Source organism: Leptolyngbya sp. Heron Island J (assembly GCF_000482245.1).
GTDB lineage: Bacteria > Cyanobacteriota > Cyanobacteriia > Phormidesmidales > Phormidesmidaceae > Leptothoe.
In genome coordinates this window covers 29,735-45,889 of sequence record NZ_AWNH01000006.1, presented here as the reverse complement: position 1 = coordinate 45,889, position 16,155 = coordinate 29,735, and the positions used below count along the sequence as shown (strand labels likewise).

16 protein-coding genes are annotated in these 16,155 nt (G+C 48.5%); all 16 read right to left on the bottom strand.

The window, feature by feature from the left end; translation table 11 throughout:
- Positions 1-16 precede the first annotated feature (16 nt).
- Positions 17-1,498 carry a GAF domain-containing SpoIIE family protein phosphatase gene (locus tag N836_RS72685; protein WP_161634916.1) on the bottom strand — a complete coding sequence of 494 codons (1,482 nt, stop codon included), beginning with the start codon at positions 1,496-1,498 and terminating at the stop codon, positions 17-19.
- Between the two features lie 6 nt (positions 1,499-1,504).
- Positions 1,505-1,942 carry an ATP-binding protein gene (locus N836_RS40945; RefSeq protein ID WP_023070295.1) on the bottom strand — a complete coding sequence of 146 codons (438 nt, stop codon included), beginning with the start codon at positions 1,940-1,942 and terminating at the stop codon, positions 1,505-1,507.
- Between the two features lie 272 nt (positions 1,943-2,214).
- On the bottom strand, positions 2,215-2,547 hold the full coding sequence (locus tag N836_RS40940) for an anti-sigma factor antagonist (protein WP_023070294.1): 333 nt from the start codon (positions 2,545-2,547) through the stop codon (positions 2,215-2,217).
- 171 nt (positions 2,548-2,718) lie between these two features.
- Positions 2,719-4,845: a glycogen debranching protein GlgX gene (gene glgX / locus N836_RS40935; protein ID WP_023070293.1), complete on the bottom strand. Its 2,127-nt coding sequence runs from the start codon at positions 4,843-4,845 to the stop codon at positions 2,719-2,721.
- Positions 4,846-4,857: 12 nt separating this feature from the next.
- Complete coding sequence (locus N836_RS40930; RefSeq protein WP_023070292.1) at positions 4,858-5,205, bottom strand: anti-sigma factor antagonist; 348 nt, start codon at positions 5,203-5,205, stop codon at positions 4,858-4,860.
- Between the two features lie 83 nt (positions 5,206-5,288).
- On the bottom strand, positions 5,289-7,115 hold the full coding sequence (locus N836_RS40925; RefSeq protein WP_023070291.1) for an AGE family epimerase/isomerase: 1,827 nt from the start codon (positions 7,113-7,115) through the stop codon (positions 5,289-5,291).
- 134 nt (positions 7,116-7,249) lie between these two features.
- Positions 7,250-7,684, bottom strand: a complete 435-nt coding sequence (locus N836_RS40920) for a VOC family protein (RefSeq protein ID WP_023070290.1) — start codon at positions 7,682-7,684, stop codon at positions 7,250-7,252.
- 21 nt (positions 7,685-7,705) lie between these two features.
- Entirely contained in the window at positions 7,706-8,314 is a 609-nt protein-coding gene (locus tag N836_RS40915; protein WP_023070289.1) for a DJ-1/PfpI family protein, read from the bottom strand.
- A gap of 124 nt (positions 8,315-8,438) precedes the next feature.
- Entirely contained in the window at positions 8,439-8,837 is a 399-nt protein-coding gene (locus tag N836_RS72680) for an ester cyclase (RefSeq protein ID WP_023070288.1), read from the bottom strand.
- Positions 8,838-8,917: 80 nt separating this feature from the next.
- Positions 8,918-9,310, bottom strand: a complete 393-nt coding sequence (locus tag N836_RS40910; RefSeq protein ID WP_023070287.1) for a nuclear transport factor 2 family protein — start codon at positions 9,308-9,310, stop codon at positions 8,918-8,920.
- 70 nt (positions 9,311-9,380) lie between these two features.
- The gene (locus N836_RS40905) at positions 9,381-10,928 is read right to left on the bottom strand and encodes a GMC family oxidoreductase (RefSeq protein WP_023070286.1); all 1,548 of its coding nucleotides are present in this window, start codon (positions 10,926-10,928) and stop codon (positions 9,381-9,383) included.
- Between the two features lie 24 nt (positions 10,929-10,952).
- Positions 10,953-11,834: an SDR family oxidoreductase gene (locus tag N836_RS40900; RefSeq protein ID WP_023070285.1), complete on the bottom strand. Its 882-nt coding sequence runs from the start codon at positions 11,832-11,834 to the stop codon at positions 10,953-10,955.
- A gap of 157 nt (positions 11,835-11,991) precedes the next feature.
- Positions 11,992-13,728, bottom strand: a complete 1,737-nt coding sequence (locus N836_RS40895) for a carbohydrate porin (RefSeq protein ID WP_161634915.1) — start codon at positions 13,726-13,728, stop codon at positions 11,992-11,994.
- 47 nt (positions 13,729-13,775) lie between these two features.
- Positions 13,776-14,423, bottom strand: coding sequence for an ester cyclase (locus N836_RS72675; protein WP_023070283.1), 648 nt, complete (start codon positions 14,421-14,423; stop codon positions 13,776-13,778).
- Positions 14,424-14,667: 244 nt separating this feature from the next.
- Positions 14,668-15,621 carry an ester cyclase gene (locus tag N836_RS40885; protein ID WP_023070282.1) on the bottom strand — a complete coding sequence of 318 codons (954 nt, stop codon included), beginning with the start codon at positions 15,619-15,621 and terminating at the stop codon, positions 14,668-14,670.
- Between the two features lie 76 nt (positions 15,622-15,697).
- Positions 15,698-16,150 (bottom strand): hypothetical protein, encoded by a 453-nt coding sequence (locus tag N836_RS40880; protein ID WP_023070281.1) that lies wholly within the window; start codon positions 16,148-16,150, stop codon positions 15,698-15,700.
- Between the last annotated feature and the right edge of the window lie 5 nt (positions 16,151-16,155).

Below are 16,155 nucleotides of genomic sequence, written 5' to 3'. Positions count from 1 at the left end.
CAGCGGGAACTGAATCTCAAAGTCGACGGACGGCTAACATAGTGATGTCGTCAAACTGGGGGGCGGTTGAAATGTGGTGTCGAACAGCTTTTTCGATTCGGTCTATGGTGTCTGTAATGGAGTCAGTGGGATGAGCTAACAGCTCAAGGATACGTTCGTCGGAGAACATTTCACCGGAAGGTGCATGGGCCTCAGGTACTCCGTCAGTATAGGTAAAGAGACTATCCCCTGGGCAGAGCTGGACCTGTTCTATCTTGAACTCCATGTTTGGCATCATGCCGACCGCAGGGCCTGTGGAGCCAAGATGCGCTTTAATCGTGCCGTCTGAACCACAAATCAGAGGAGCTTCATGCCCCGCATTAATGTAGATCATTTGGCCATTGGCCGGATTTAAAACGCCGAAGAACATAGTAGCAAACATGCTGGTGCGAAAGTGGGTTTCGGCAATATAGTTATTTGTTAGGGTAATAGCATTTTGTAAACCCTGGGTGCCGGTGCGTGGTAGATGAATGCGTGATCCGGTTTTTCGAGCGTTAGCTGGGCGCTGAGGTGTTTCGCCCGTGAGCTGATCTATCAGGCTCAAAGAATAGTTTTGACGCGCTAGTATCCGCACCAGTGTACGAAAAAGAGACATAAAGAGGGCTGCACCCACACCTTTGTCACAGACATCGGCAATTACCAGACCAATTCGACCGTTGGGCATGGGGAAGGCGTCGTAAAAATCTCCAGCAACGTCACGAGCAGGATGGAAGGTGGCGGCGATTTCCCAGCCGGGAATTTTTGGGAGGGTTTCGGGTAGAAAGTCGAGCTGAATTTGACGGCCAATTTGTAAGTCGCGTTCGCCCTTAAGAAAGTTAACCTGCTGTTGGAGAAGTTGTTGGTTATTAAGGGCGGCGGTAGATTGGGCTGCTAGCCACTGGATCACGTGCTGCTGGTAATCGCTGAAGGGAATAATGTCGCCGCTGGGAGTTTTGCTGTTAAAGAGTTGAAGAACGGCGATCGCACTACCATCAGTGTCGTTTAGCGGTACGGTTAAGCAAGAAATCGTCTCATAGTCATACTTAGCATCAAATGCTCGAATAACGGATACTTCAGCATCCTGTAGCTGCCTAGCATCGGCTATGTGTAACGTTTCACCGGATTGGGCTGCACGAACGACCAAGCTACTGGCATGTGTAGCAGCATCTTCTAATGACACTGGCTCGGTAGGTCTGTCTCTTTTTATAGAGTTACCTTTTTTTTCAATATTGAGCGTGTTGTTGTATAGGGCGACTAACTCTAAAGTATTATCTCTGCGCAGGTAAAAACAGCCCGCGTCGGCGTAGCAAAGTTTTCTGGCGGCTTTGAGCACGAGTTCTAAGAGGCGATCGCAATCGGTCTCTTTAGATAATGCTACGCCCAGAGGTAAAATTACTTCGGTGAGATCGGCAGCAAGCTTTTGAGCCTCGGGGGCTGTAAATTTTAACGGGATAGAAGGAGGGGGAGAGAGGGTTGGCATAATCATTTAGCGAGTAAGCTTGGTAACGGAGCGGTTAAGGGTGAAGTGGTTACGGTTACGGTTGTCAATGAATTCGTAGGTAAAGTCATCCACACCATCTATCGCTAAAAAGACGCCCAGCCCGCCGATGTCTCTTTCCGCAAGAGATTGATGTAAGTCACTCTCATCAGGACAATTGTGCTCAAGCGGATTGTAGGGAATAGCTGAATCTTCCAGAGTGATGGTAATCGTTTTATCGGTGATTTTGGTAGTAAGATCAATGTTGCCAGTGAGTCCAGCCTCTTCATAGCCGTGCAGGACAGTATTAGTGGCAATTTCATCAATAGCCAGTCTGAGTTTGTAGGCTTCTTTTTTCTCCAGCCCTGCTTGCTCAGCTGCAGACATTACATAGTTAGCAATGGTCTTAAGTGAGTCGAGCGTGCCGGGAACAGTCATTGGTTCCATAGGGCAAATTGCAGTGAGAAGATGTAACTGTTTGGCATTGCTGATCCTCGGGATGACTTGAGTTAGGAGACACTGTTAAAGAGGAATGGCGCTAGATCGGTTCAGCCCCTGAATCAGCAATCGCAACTATTTTTCTGCCCTGGCTCTAAGAGATAAGGATTTTACAAAATCCAAAAATTGTGTCTGCAGAGGCGTTCCATGGAACGCCTGTACGGCATTCCTAGGTCATATAAATTCCAGGGCAGAAATCGATTAAAAGAGGGATATTTCGGCTAAGCGGTTACAGCTTTTTCGTATTTATCAACAATCTGAACGCTGTGGTGGAAGCCAGTCTTTTCAATCGTGCTGCGCACGAGTTCTTGAGGTGAAACCAAATAGATATCTACGTCTTTCCCCATTTTTTGATTGGCAAAAATGAGAACACGCAGACCAGCACTGGCCATATAGTCAAGTGAGGTCATATCCAAAATGAGGGCCGTAGGCTCGGTGGCTGCGGCCTCCTCTACCTTTGCTTTAAATTCGTTGGCAGTACTGGCATCTAGATCGCCGGAGAGAATAATAAAAGCGTCGTTGTTACGGGTTTCAAGGGTTGCTGAAAATGTCATGGGTTTATCTCTTAGTAAAAGTTAGGGAAAGTTAGGGAAATGGAAAAGAGGGGCACCTTTAGAGATCGGCTAAAAATAAGATCCCTGGATTAGAAAGGAAGGAAGGAAGGAAGGAAGGGAAAAAGCACATCGGTGGTACTTTGTTTACCTACGAGTCTTTTATCGGTCCGTTTATCGACCGACAAGAACTACAACCGATCTGTCGCGGAGCAACAGTCCTTTTTGATCGTCGAGCAAAGGTTCGTGATTTAGGCCAAAGTGATCTGTTTCATCAGCCCCTGTATTTGCAGAAATATACCACTGTTTACCCTCAGGGAGCCCAGGCACATCAAACCACTGGGTTTGCCAGTGCATATTCATAGCCACGTAAATGAAATCGTCTTGAACGCGACCACTTTTGGCGTGGCTACCACAGAGCATAAAGGCAAGGCAATGACTCCCGTTACTCCAATCGGCGTTCCAGGCTTGTGTACCATGCCAGGTGATGTCAGCGTAGCCGCTGCCCATATAGTCACGATTTTGGAAGTGCTGATCGGAACGAAGAACCGGGTGGGCTAGGCGAAAGTTGATACAGTGCTTGGCGAACTGAAACAGGCTTTGATTGGCGTTGAGTAAATCCCAATTAAGCCAGTTGAGTTCATTGTCATGGCAATAGGTATTGTTGTTACCATTTTTACTGCGACCCATTTCGTCCCCCATGAGCAGCATGGGAACACCTTGGGACACCATGAGCAGCGCGATCGCATTTTTCATTTGGCGCGATCGCAACGCATTAATGCCAGCATCCTCAGTCCAGCCCTCAGCCCCACAGTTCCAGCTATGGTTGTCGTTGTCGCCATCATTATTCCATTCCCCATTGGCTTCATTGTGCTTCTGATTAAACGAGACCAGATCGGCAATGGTGAAGCCATCGTGGGCGGTAATGAAGTTAATTGAGGTAGCCGGAACCCGGCCTGCGGGTGCATAAAGATCAGGAGACCCCTGCAAACGCTGTGCCATTTCACCAATAGTGTCGGCGTCTCCTTTGAGAAATTGGCGCACACAGTCGCGAAACTTACCATTCCATTCAGCCCAACGGCCATAGGCAGGAAAAGACCCCACTTGATATAGACCACCTGCATCCCAAGCTTCAGCGATCAGCTTGCACTTAGCCAAAATCGGGTCAAACGCCAGGGTCTCTAGTAAGGGGGGATTGGCAAGCGGGGCTCCCCAAGGATCGCGCCCTAAAATGGCCGCTAGATCAAAGCGGAAACCATCGATGTGATATTCTGCCGCCCAGTAGCGTAGACAGTCCAGCACAAAGTTGCGAACAATGGGATTGTTGCAATTGAGCGTATTGCCGCAGCCACTAAAGTTGTAGTAATATCCCTCGGGCGTCAGCATATAGTAGGTCTTGTTATCTAACCCACGAAAAGAGATTGTTGGCCCCCGCTCATTACCTTCAGCGGTGTGGTTAAACACCACATCAAGAATCACTTCAATACCGTTGGCATGGAGTTCTTTGACTAGGGCCTTGAACTCATCCACCTGCATACCGAATCGACCAGTGGCAGCGTAGCCAGCCTTGGGCGCAAAAAAGCCTACGGTACTGTAACCCCAATAGTTATACAGGGTTTCTCCAGTGTCTGGATTAGGTCGAGAGTTTTCAAACTCATCAAATTCAAACACAGGCATCAGTTCAACCGCGTTGACACCTAGCTCTTTCAAATAAGGGACCTTATCGCGGATACCGGCGAAGGTGCCTCGATGACTCTCTTTAATCCCAGAAGAGAAGTGGCAGGTAAAGCTGCGTACGTGCATCTCATAAATTACCAGGTCCTCGTGGGGAATCTCCAATGGCCGGTCATCTTCCCAATCAAAATCGTCCAGCACAACCTGGGATCGATACTGCTGAGGCGCACTCCAGTCAGGTGTTTTGCCCCAAGTTTCTCGCCCGCCGAGCACCTTCGCATAGGGATCTGCCAGTACTTTACTGGCATCGAACCAGTCTCCAGCCTCCGGATTGTATGGCCCATCCATGCGATAACCGTATTCAATGTTCTCGTGATCGAGGCCGAAGACGGTCATCGCGAAAACGTTACCCGTGCGAAACTCCTGGGGAAACGGAATTTCTGCAAAGGGCTGACTCTCCCGTCGCTTAAATAACACGAGCACACAGCTAGTCGCACCACTAGAAAAAACTGAAAAATTGATGCCATTGGGAACCAAGGTTGCACCATAGGGAAAGGGGCGACCGCGACGAATCTTAAATCCAGCCTGGGTGTGGGTGGGCCGCGCATCAATGCGTTCCATAATCATGGGTAAAGCCTCCTAGCAGGGCACTTGGTTTTGCAATTTTTCAAGGCCCGCTGCTCGGGTCTCACAAATAGTGAAGAAGTTCAAAAATCCGGTGACAGACATGGTGTCTTGAATTTCTTCGGAAAGACCTACTAAGACAAAGTCAATCGCTTCAGCCGTCACTTGACGGTAAATAGAGAGCAGCACCCGCAGGCCAGCACTCGACATATAGGGCACGTTGGTGAGATCGAGGAGTACGGGGAGCCCTGCTTTAGCAGCAGGCAAAATCTCCTCCTGGGCAGTGGGTGCAGTGCTGGCGTCAATATCGCCACTGACCTCAATAACCTTGATCTGATCGATATCAGTGATTTTGATTTCCATAAACTATAGCCAAATAGGAAAGAAGAAAAACAAAGAGAAAAACATCCTAGTGCTTTTTTGATGAAGCACTAGGAAACGCAGGATTACACAACAGCTTCTAAGCGAACCTTGACCTTTACGGGTTGATCAGCGTTAGGTAGAGAGACTGTCAAATTTTCAGCATCAAAGTTATCGTAGGGCTTGCCATCAATCTCTACTTTACTGATGCGAACGCGACCGGCAGGCAAAATATCAGGGGAGACCCGCAAGATGCCGTCAGGGAAACCGTTGGGCTGGGGTTTGAAGTACAGATCCATGGGCTGATTTTTCACTAGCAGGTTGGTGTAAATCGCGGCTAGGTAGCAAAGCTCTGTAGAGTGATAGCCACTCATAGAGTGAGATCCTTTGCCCCGTTCGTTACCGCCAGCGAGGAAGGGTAGACCATTGGCCAACACATTGAAGTATACGCCGCCATCTTCGGTGTCGAGGAACCAGGCATTGTAGAATGCAGAGGCTTCTCTTGCATGGCGCAGATATTCATTGTTCTCATTACCCAGACAGCCTGCCAAAATCAGGTAGGCTAGGATGGCTTGCTCCTGTTGCCACCAGGCTTTGCGATCGTGCCACACCACCCGATGAAATTTTTGACCAAGGGGGACAACTCGCTCAACGACATCGTACCAACCACCGCGCTGCTGGTCGCTACCGACGGAGGGCATTGTTTGAGCCAGCTTTTCAGCCAAGTCCACATACTTATCTTTAGCCTTGAGGCTCTGCATACGCATCAGGTTCCACGCGATTTTGAGGTTGTGACCAACCACCGCGCGATTTTGTTGCCAGCCATAGGTTTGATCCTTTGACCAGTCTTCAAAGAAGCGCTCTTGCACAAAGGGACTTTCTTCAAAGTCGGGCATCCGGGCTTCAATGGTGTCAAAAGTATATTCCAGCATATCGGCATACTCCTGGCGACCGGTGGCCAAAAAGAGATTGACCAGATAAGCGGGCGCGTGATCACCCACGGAGTTCCAGTTTTTCTTGGCTTTGTTAGGGCCAAGAGATTCACTACGAGGATCGAGTGTGAAAGGGTCCAGGTGAGAGAAGTAACCACCGTGCTGAGTTTTATCTAAGAAGAACTTATCAAACAGGCTGATGGTCTTCTCAGCATCGTCAAGAATGCGAGGATCGCCTGTGACACGATAGGTTTGGGTAGGGCCAGCCAGGGCATAAATTTGCTCGTATGCGGGGATGGCGTCGTAGTCGTCACCGAATTCAGAGGCAAAGATTTTTTGTTCGCGATCGCCCTGTACATCAATGCCGTGGTACCAGTAAACGATGTCTTCATCCTGGTCCACAAATCGCATGTGCTCGCGCAAATACTCAGTGCCCTTTTCAGCAGCTTCGAGGAATTTGTCTTCCCCAGTCATCATAAAGGCGGTTGCAAATCCGTACACTAGGCGAGAGATCGTGTCGGTTTCTTGGCGATAGTTAGTGGTGGACTTGACTCCAGAGAGGTTGAGCGTGGTGCGATAGTTACGATAGTCGACAGACTCATCGCCAAACTGTGCTTTAAGATAGAAGTTAGCGAGCGATCGCACCTGATCAATCCACCAGTTTTGCTTTTCAAAACTATAGTCTTCAGCACTGCGACCTAAGAAGACAATTTGCTTGGCCTCGAACTTAGGAGAATCAGGATAAAAGACGCCGTAGGTAAACAACTGACAACCCGGTGTCAGCTGCTCCCGCATACTACCAGTGGCATCGAGGTAGGCGTCATCCAGATTTTGGACGACTTTTGCATAGGTCATATCGCCCAGGAGAACATCATATTCTCTACCATCAGAGGTCTTTAAACCAAAGACATCATGCTCAGCGTCAAAATAGGTCACATAACCGGCGATCAGATCAGACAAGGGATAGGCAAATGTTTGCATAGTGGGAATAGCATATGGGTTTACAAGACAATCATTAGGATCGAGGATTTTATAACTGCCAAGATATTGATGGCTATGCCTTGTTTTACAGGCATTTAGGTCAATGGCGAAGCCATCTATTTGATCCTCGATACTTAAGCTGCGAGCTGAGGGGGATTCTCTTGATCGGTGAAACCTTCGCTAAGCTCAATAATACGTCCGTCAGGATCGGCAATCCAGACTGTTCTCCATCCAGGGATATAGTCGTCAAAGTTGAGTGGGCCAAGGGTCACGTCGGCTGCGCCACCCAGTTCGACCAGCTTGGCATCAACGCTGGCAACTTTGAAGGCCAAATGACGAACGCCAGGATACTGAGGGCCATCATTCGTGGCAGCAGGTACCGGGGAGTCTTCTGTCGCTTGAAACAGTTCCAGATAAAAGGCACTGTCACCCATTTTAAGAAAGACAATTTGAGCACCATCGGGTAGTTCGGCAACGCGGGCACGGCGAAAGCCAAAATATTGGGTGTAGAATTTTTCGGTTGCGATCGCATCTTCACAGGTAATCGCCACCTGTGAAAAAATTTGCATAACGTTCATCAATGATCCCCTCTAGGCAACAGCATAAATTTGACGTTGTTTACGATATTGCTTGGCATTGGCCAACAGACTAATAATCTCTTTTGCAAAGAGATGACAGTGAGCTCCGCTACGACCAGTAATTAAGTCGCCATCATGAACAACATCTAAATCGATATAAATCGCCCCCATGTTTTTGACATCACCATAGAGGTTGTTGTGACAGGTCACCCGGCGACCGCGCACAAGTTCAGCAGTCGGTGATAATAGCCACATGCCATGACAAATAATGCCTTTGAGAATGCCGGTTTCGGCGAAGGCCCGTTGGATAAATTTAACCGCAGGCGAAAGCTGACGAGGATCTTCGCTATAGCGCAGGCGATCGCTGACCATCGCTGATGGCACAATAATTGCATCGTAGCTTTTTAAATCGTCATCACTCATGTTCTCAAAGCTTTCAGAACAGGTGAAGGGCGCTTTGTATTCGTGACCGGTAAACGTAATCGCAGGCTGACCCCATAAACGGGAGAGAAAGTGTACATCAGCGCCTTCTTCAGCAAAGCGATAGTTGTAATACCAAATCTCATGTTCGTAGAAGTCACTCTCGATCAGAATACCGATCTTTTTATCTTTGAGGTTCATAGAATTTCGATAAAGGCGGTGGAATTTACGCGGCGTTGCTGATCCGAACCATGTTTTTCTCTGAAAGATGCTGATATATGACACCTCTAACAGCTCGGTTCATCCTCTAAATCAGCAATGGCATTTACGCTTTTAATTGCTGAACAAGTGTGAACTGATCCCAGTTATTCCAGAGCTGGTTGATTTTGCCATCAATAACTTCAAAGATAGTGATGCCGTTCACATCAATGGCTTTGCCAGTGGGCTCAGAACCAAAGAAGTTGCCAGTTTGAGTCCCGGTGCAGACCCAGCGCGTAATCACCTTGTTTTCAGTAACGAGGGTTTCTACCACTTTGTAGTTGGCATCGGGAATCCCCTGAATAAAGCCACCGATAAACCCTTTGGCAGCTTCAGCCCCTTTAATATCATGAGCATTGACATGGCCAACGTAGTTAGCGCTCAGAATCTCGTCCAGCAAGTCGAGATTGTGGGTGTTGTAGACTTCGTAAAACTTAAGTGCGACATCGAGGTTGGTATTAGACATAAGAAAATGTTCTCCAATCACAGGAATATAAATGAAAAGTCGCCAGAAAGCTGGGTTGAATTCAACTTTCTGAACTGGAGTTACGCAACAGACCCATCAGGATATTGAGTCATACCCGCAAAGTGAATGGCAATTTTGCCATCGCGCAGCACCCAGCTATCGGCAAAGCGCATTTTTGCCTCACCCTCGTCAGTAGTCATCGTGATGGCTTCTACAATCATCAGCGTTGTCGGATCTTCTGTCTCAGCCCAAAAGGCAATCTCCGTCTCTAAACCTTGAATACCCAAAATACCTTGGAAATGCTCTTCAAGCTGTTGATGACCACGATAATAAATGGGCTTTTTTAGAAAAGAACTAATCAAAACAGCATCCTCAGTGTACTGATTCAACAGACCCTTAATATCTTTTTTGAGGATAAGGTTAATGTGCTCTGCATACATCAGCCCCAGCGGGCTATCGGGGACGTTTTTCATGGAGAGTCTCCTTGTAGATAGAGTATTGATAATGGAGTATTGTCAGATTCGGTGTCTGAAAAGATGTCGATCAAACAGCCGTTAGCGATCGCTCCAGACCATGAGATGTCTTGATCAAATCAGCTGCTTTTTCGGCGATCGCTAACACAGCGGCATGGCAGTTTCCAGAAGGCACTGCTGGTATCACACTAGCGTCTACCACCCGCAGATTTTCAACCTCACGCACCCGGAGCTCTAAATCCACCACCGAGAGGTCGTCGATGCCCAATTTGCAAGAACCGCACTGATGATGATAAGTCTCTGCTCGCTGTCGAACAAATGCTTCTAACTGTTCATCTGTTTGCACATCAGGTCCAGGCAACAACTCTTCAGTGCCCCAAGCAGCAAATGCCTCGGTGTTGAATAAAATCTCTTGACCAATACGCACTGCTTGCATCAGCCGCTCTACATCTTCCCGCTCAGCTAGGTAGTTCGGATTAATCAATGGAGCTGCCAACGGATCATTGCTAGCTAACCGCAACCACCCCCGTGACTTGGGCTGAGTTACGCCAGGAATAACACTGACTGAATCGGGATTGGCCTGACCAATGATGATATCAAAGGGCACATGAACAAAGCTAAGCTGCAGATCAGGGGCTGCTAAAGACGGATCTGATTTGGTAAACAGACAGCTTTCAGACATGTTTTGTTTGGGAGCGGGCACAGCCTGGTTAGTCTTGCCAATAATGCCCGTGAGGACATGGTTGTGAAAGTTTTCACCAACACCAGGCAAGTCAACCACCAGGGGAATTCCCAAAGGCGCTAACTGCTGGGCATGCCCCACACCAGAGAGCATCAGCAACTTAGGAGACTCAATCGCACCTGCACTGAGAATCACCTCTCGATCGGCCTGGGCCGTTTGTTGCTGCCCGTCTGTAATATACTCCACCCCGGTGCAACGTTTTTGATCAAACCGTAGCTGAGAAACAACAGCTTCGGTAATTACGGTTAAATTAGGGCGAGCTAACACAGGCAACAGATAGGCCTGCGCCACTGTCTGTCGTTTGCCATCTTTAATGTTGAGATGGTGCCAACCAGCTCCTTCCATCTGGGGACCATTAAAGTCTTCAGTTGCAGGATAGCCCAGTTCTTGACAAGCTTCTAAAAAGACTTTTGATGTGGGATTAGGATCGTGAAGTCGAGCGCTTGTAACAGCAAAAGGGCCACTATGTCCGGCCCAAGGGCTGGTATTGTCTTCTTGGTTTTCTACCTTTTGAAAGTAGGGCATCAGGTCGTCATACCCCCAGCCAGTCGCCCCCTGATTCACCCAGTTGGCATAGTCCGCTTGGTGACCGCGAATGTAGATCATCAGATTGAGGGCACTGCTGCCACCGATAATCTTGCCTCTCGGTTCGTGGGTTTGGCGTCCCCCTAAGGACGGTTGCGGAATGCTCTGATAGTCCCAATCAACGGGGGTATGCCAAAGAAAGGGCCACATTGCTGGGAGATGGACATTTTCAGGCACTTGACGACTACCCGCTTCGATCACGAGTACTTTGATGTCCGGGTTTTCAGAGAGCCGGTTCGCCAAAACACAGCCTGCCGACCCTGCGCCGACAATTATGAAATCATATGACATAGGAGATATTATTCAGATTGCGATTTATACTGCTGCAGGTGCTGCTTCAGGCATAAAGGCCTGACGATTGTCTTGAATAAACTGCTCAAAAGAGCGGGGAGCATGGCCTGTGATCGTGGTGAAATCCTCGGTTACTTCTGCTCCCCAGCCCGTACGGTAAAGGGCAAACATCTCGTTAAAGGTATCGGCTAACCACTCCGGCTGTCCCCAGGCCAGCATATTGGCTTTAAATTCTTCTGGTGCCTGGTCAATATATTGAACTGTGTGACCCAAGACTTGAGAAAAGTTGGCGGCCACTTGGTCAAACGAGAGAGATTCTGGACCTGTGAGGGTATAGGCTTTACCCGCGTGAACGGTTTCGTTTAACAGTGTTTGTACAATGGCTTCACTAATGTCGCGAACGTCGATATGACTGATAGAGGACTGGCCACCTGGTTGTGCAAAAAGACCCTGGTTAGCAATCAACGGGGCAAAGGCGAAGAAGTTTTGCATAAAGCCATTGGGCCGCAGGGTGCAATAGGCAATACCAGAGTCCGCTAACAGCTGCTCGGCATCGCCATGCCAGCGCCCCAAGCGCATGGGCGAATTTGGATCTGCGCCAATGGCAGAGAATTTGACAATGTAGGCCGTACCGGCTCTTTTGGCAGCTTCGATAAAGTTGCGCTGCAGCTCTACGGCATTGGGGGCAATCGGCGGTAGCATGAGCGCTTTGTCTACGCCTTTTAGGGCCGCGTCAAGTGATGCGGGATTTGAAAAATCGCCTTCAACAAGTTCTACATTAAACGCTTTTAGCGGCTCTCCTTTGGCGAGATTACGAACCATGGCCCGAACAGTAACACCTTGTTCAGCCAGCTGTTTAACGATTTCCTGGCCATTGGTGCCAGTTGCGCCAGTAATTAGAATCATAGCTTTGCTATTTGAAGATAAGGGATATAGATTTTGTCAGATCTTGTTCGAAGAGTCGTTCCATGGAACAACTGTAGGTCAGGCAATAGAGCCTAATTAAATCTTCATTCCTGAGTGAATATGAAAAAACAACGTTGGAGAGATGGCGTCTCGAATCCTAGAAGGAGAAACGATTGCTGATGCCAAATACCAAGGCATCGTCGCGATCGCGATACCCACCGGGGTTAATAATGTATTGAACGCTACCAATCACATTCCACCACGGGGCAATATCAGCGCTGTAAATTAGTTCCGCGACGGTTTCTGCGTCTCGAACACTAGTACCCGCAATGCGGTCAGCATCCCGTAATCCTTCGCTGATTTTGGTATAGGCGACCGCCAGCCCAAGAACATCGCGATCGCGATTGGGAATCAGCCCCTCATAGGTCAGTCCGCCCGCCGCATGAAACTCCACCATATTGATGTCTTCATAGGGGGTAAAAACAGTTTTTAAGAAGCCGGTGAGCCCCTGGGTGCGGGAGCCTGGCTCAGCATACAACATCTGGTCTCCCATGGCATAAATCGCTCCATTTCCCCACTGGGTAGTATTCGAATTAGCCGTGTTATTCACGTTGAATCGACCGGTATGAAACTGTATGCCAGCTTTATAATTACCAGGCAATCCTGTCGAACCAGGCCGTTGGTTGGGTTTGTAGCTTAGCTCTAAAATGCCTTCCATACCTTCTTGAGCACTGAGGCCAATGCTGAGATTTCGATAGTTTTCAATGCCCCCACTGGGATCTTGAAACCCGTCGCTTAGCTGACCAATAAAGAAGATTTCAGGCGTAAAGCTGTAGCTGAGCTGTATGCCGAAGGGGGCGGCGGCATAGGGTACGCTCATCCCCAGGGCAGGAGTCGTCCCCAGGAAATGGGGATAGTCAAATGCCGTGTTGGAGAACATGGACGAGGGTTGATTGGACGCAATGCGTACAAAGGGGTATTGTGTCCCTACCCTAACCTCACCTTTGTTGTTGTCGAACTTTTGTCCGTACCACACTTCAAATAATCGAGCGCCGTTAGTGGGTGCATCGTTGAAGTAGGTAGAATTCAATGCACCAATAGAATCCCGTGCTAAACTCTCGGTTTCTATTAGGGCAGCGGTCACATGAATTTGCCCGTTAGGCCACCATCCTAATCGATCGGTGTGTAAATCGGTGCCGACTAGCGTGAGGCTGTTGACCGTAGAACTTTGTGAGAGTCCACCTGTGGGCTGCACATAGGTATCAACAATCTGTAGAGCATACAGATCTATCCCTTGCTCATAGAGCCGATCACGCCAGCCGTTCCAGTCGCCCGTCAAAAAGTCCCGAGTCCAAAATGTTGGATTGTCTGGGCGTTGACGTAAGGGCGCGCTCAACCCTGTATCTAGCACTCTCTCAGTCAGTGGCTTCTTTAGAGCCCGTAGGGCACCCAGATTAAGCGCGCGCGATCGCACAGATGGTCTGGGTGCACCAGCGGCCAATCCTGATTCTTCCGGTTCAGAAGACTCCGCTGGCAGATCTGCTGTCGACATTGAGGGTGACGGCTCAAGCTGCAAATCCTCTGCCTGGAAAGATATCTTCTCTATCGGAGACTCCGTTAACAGATCTGCTGTCAAGGCCGATGGCTCAGGCTGCGAATCCTCCGCCTGAAGAGATGTCTCTTCCTCCTGCAAAAGCAGGTCTGATGGCCCAGGCACTGATATTTCAGATGCTGATGGCTGAAGTTCGACTCGCTGCAGGTCAATCTCATCTTCTATCGATGACTCTACCAACGGCGATGCCTGAACTCTCTGTGTAACCACACTGGTCCAAGCCAGTAAAGTAGCAACCAAAATCAGTGACCAGCGACTAGATACAAACAGTAAATGGAACATAGAAAAAAGCCACTGCATCAATCAACAAACGAATATTGGCTAATTCCTTACTGTCCTGACGGAGTTTCTCCACCACCGATGGGAGGAATCACGCCCAGTTGTTGCATAAAGCCAAACATATCCAACTGAGACCAGCGAGCCACAATCTTGCCATCTTTAACGCGCACTGTTGTTGTTCCCGTTAATACCAAGTCTTTGTTAGTGGGTGGCACCCCAAAAATTGTGCCTTTACTGTGGGTGCCAGAAATCTTCCAGAAATGGGTCACCAAATCACCTTCAGCCATTTCACTGCCTTCAGCTGTAATGCCATCCATGGCCTCATGGAACATGCCAATAATGCCTTTGAAACTCTCAGGCCCGACCCCTGACCCCAGGGGAGAATAATCCTTAGCATCAGCCGGAATCTTTTCATCAATCAGTGCAAAGTCGTTGTTCTCCCAAGCTGTCACAAAAAATTCGTGAACCAATCCTTTGTTGATCTCTAGTTCTTCTAAAGAAAGTGTCCCTCCTACGCAAGGAAAAGGAACGCCAGGGCTTTCTTCAATAGTGCTACAGTTTTTTTCTGAAGCCGCCTCTACAGAGGCTGCAGTCGTCTCAGCTGTTGTTGGATTAGGCGCGACAGCAACCCCACCAGTACAGCCAGCAATTGCTAGTATCAGCAGTACTGAAAATGATTTAAATAGTCGAATGTTCATGGTTCAAGTCTCCTTTGGTATTGATTGTGGCGATAAGTAGGTAAACTCAACTCTTTGTAAGATTTGAATAACCTGTTTAACTTCCTAGGGTCTGCCCCCAAGCCCCCAGGATTGGAGGCTTTGAGTTTGGTTTTTCCCAAGATTGGGGGACAGCAGGAGGTCTGAATATCTTGTAGCTAATTGAGACCATCTACTCAGTCGCTACTCAGTCGCTACTTAGTCGCTATGGTCTTGACTGTGCGCTTTAAACAGCTGCAGGTTCTGGTGGAGCTGATGTTAGCTGCTCCAATAAGCCCAAGTCATTCTCGTTAATCCAAATTTCTGCAATTTGGCCTTCTTCTAAACGAAAGAGGCTTACTCCTTGCATAGTTACCGTGTTGCCACTCGCTGGAATACCGCGAAATGGGCCTCTGTGAGTCCCCGTCATATGCCACCTTAGTGCAGTCATGGTGTTATCACACATTTCTCGTTCTAGGGTGTAGCGAATGTCGGGAAACGCTGTGCGCATTGTGGTAACAAAGCGCTCCAGTCCAGCCTGCCCTCGAACAGGTGTGGGCAGTGCAGGCAGATGTAAAATAAAGTCAGGGGTAACAAGCTCTGCAATTTGGTCGATGTGTCCGCCCGCAATAATCTCTTCAAAAAATTGACGAGAACGAGCTTTGCTCGCCTCAGGCGAAGTGGTGGAAGGAGCAGCAGGAATCACTCCAATCTGCTGCATCAAACCTAACGTATCCTCATTGGCTAAAGACTCAACAATCTTACCATCAACAATCTTTAGCCAGCTCACACCGTCAATTACAAATCTTTTACCACTGGCAGGAATATCTCCTTTGACCGTGTGCAATGGCCCACCGACATGGGTGCCACTACCCATCCAATGACCAACTACGGTATCACCATCTACAAGCAGATGCTGCACCTTCAAATGGACATCAGGGAAAGCTCCGTGGAGCATTGTGACCAAATCCTTAAAGCCATCGGGACCATAATAGGGGTCTGGATGGGTAGGAATGGTGAACATGAAATCTGAACTCATCAGTTCATCAATGACCTCAAGCCTAGCTTCATTGAGAATCTCTTGGTAATAGCGATGTGCGATCGCTTTTTTTGCTTCAACAGAATTCTCTTGATGAGGATGAATTAAATCGACGATATCGGTATTAAGGATACGACGAAGATCCTTTAGGACACTGACCATAGGACTCTCTAAGAAGACAACATAAAATAGATGGAAAGCAGCGTCTTCACTCTCTCAGTAAAGACGCTGACAGTAACTAGAGCTTGGCTGAGCCCTCAGCGTAAACTAACTCATCAACAGTGTAGGTGACGATCAGCGGCTTTAGAGTCTCCTCAGAGCGACGCACCTGCCAGGTTTGGTAGGCATCGAGAACAATTCTCTGGCTATTTGGCTCAGGTGCATTCCATAGGCTAGCTTCCCAGGTTACCACCACTTGATAGGTGGCAACTTTATCGGTTTGGCTCATGAGCTTAACATCTTTGACCGTATGCACCTCGTCAAAGAAGAGATTGATCACCTTGTCGTACCAGCCTGCAAAGCCTGCAAAGCCTTCGACAGTGACTTCAGGGAAGATCATTTTTAAATCTTCATCAGCTAGCAATGGCTTATAGTTAGCCAACGGCTCATGGATATCAAGCTTACGATACCAGGCCTCGGCAAACTCGCGGACTTCAGTCAGCGAAAGGGATTCTAGTGCAGTAATTGCCATGGTTT

What these genes read in the sequence shown, in the direction of transcription:
- N836_RS72685 (WP_161634916.1), bottom strand. Translation starts at nt 1,498, where the DNA reads ATGCCAACCCTCTCTCCCCCTCCTTCTATCCCGTTAAAATTTACAGCC.
- N836_RS40945 (WP_023070295.1), bottom strand. Translation starts at nt 1,942, where the DNA reads ATGGAACCAATGACTGTTCCCGGCACGCTCGACTCACTTAAGACCATT.
- N836_RS40940 (WP_023070294.1), bottom strand. Translation starts at nt 2,547, where the DNA reads ATGACATTTTCAGCAACCCTTGAAACCCGTAACAACGACGCTTTTATT.
- glgX (WP_023070293.1), bottom strand. Translation starts at nt 4,845, where the DNA reads ATGATTATGGAACGCATTGATGCGCGGCCCACCCACACCCAGGCTGGA.
- N836_RS40930 (WP_023070292.1), bottom strand. Translation starts at nt 5,205, where the DNA reads ATGGAAATCAAAATCACTGATATCGATCAGATCAAGGTTATTGAGGTC.
- N836_RS40925 (WP_023070291.1), bottom strand. Translation starts at nt 7,115, where the DNA reads ATGCAAACATTTGCCTATCCCTTGTCTGATCTGATCGCCGGTTATGTG.
- N836_RS40920 (WP_023070290.1), bottom strand. Translation starts at nt 7,684, where the DNA reads ATGCAAATTTTTTCACAGGTGGCGATTACCTGTGAAGATGCGATCGCA.
- N836_RS40915 (WP_023070289.1), bottom strand. Translation starts at nt 8,314, where the DNA reads ATGAACCTCAAAGATAAAAAGATCGGTATTCTGATCGAGAGTGACTTC.
- N836_RS72680 (WP_023070288.1), bottom strand. Translation starts at nt 8,837, where the DNA reads ATGTCTAATACCAACCTCGATGTCGCACTTAAGTTTTACGAAGTCTAC.
- N836_RS40910 (WP_023070287.1), bottom strand. Translation starts at nt 9,310, where the DNA reads ATGAAAAACGTCCCCGATAGCCCGCTGGGGCTGATGTATGCAGAGCAC.
- N836_RS40905 (WP_023070286.1), bottom strand. Translation starts at nt 10,928, where the DNA reads ATGTCATATGATTTCATAATTGTCGGCGCAGGGTCGGCAGGCTGTGTT.
- N836_RS40900 (WP_023070285.1), bottom strand. Translation starts at nt 11,834, where the DNA reads ATGATTCTAATTACTGGCGCAACTGGCACCAATGGCCAGGAAATCGTT.
- N836_RS40895 (WP_161634915.1), bottom strand. Translation starts at nt 13,728, where the DNA reads ATGTTCCATTTACTGTTTGTATCTAGTCGCTGGTCACTGATTTTGGTT.
- N836_RS72675 (WP_023070283.1), bottom strand. Translation starts at nt 14,423, where the DNA reads ATGAACATTCGACTATTTAAATCATTTTCAGTACTGCTGATACTAGCA.
- N836_RS40885 (WP_023070282.1), bottom strand. Translation starts at nt 15,621, where the DNA reads ATGGTCAGTGTCCTAAAGGATCTTCGTCGTATCCTTAATACCGATATC.
- N836_RS40880 (WP_023070281.1), bottom strand. Translation starts at nt 16,150, where the DNA reads ATGGCAATTACTGCACTAGAATCCCTTTCGCTGACTGAAGTCCGCGAG.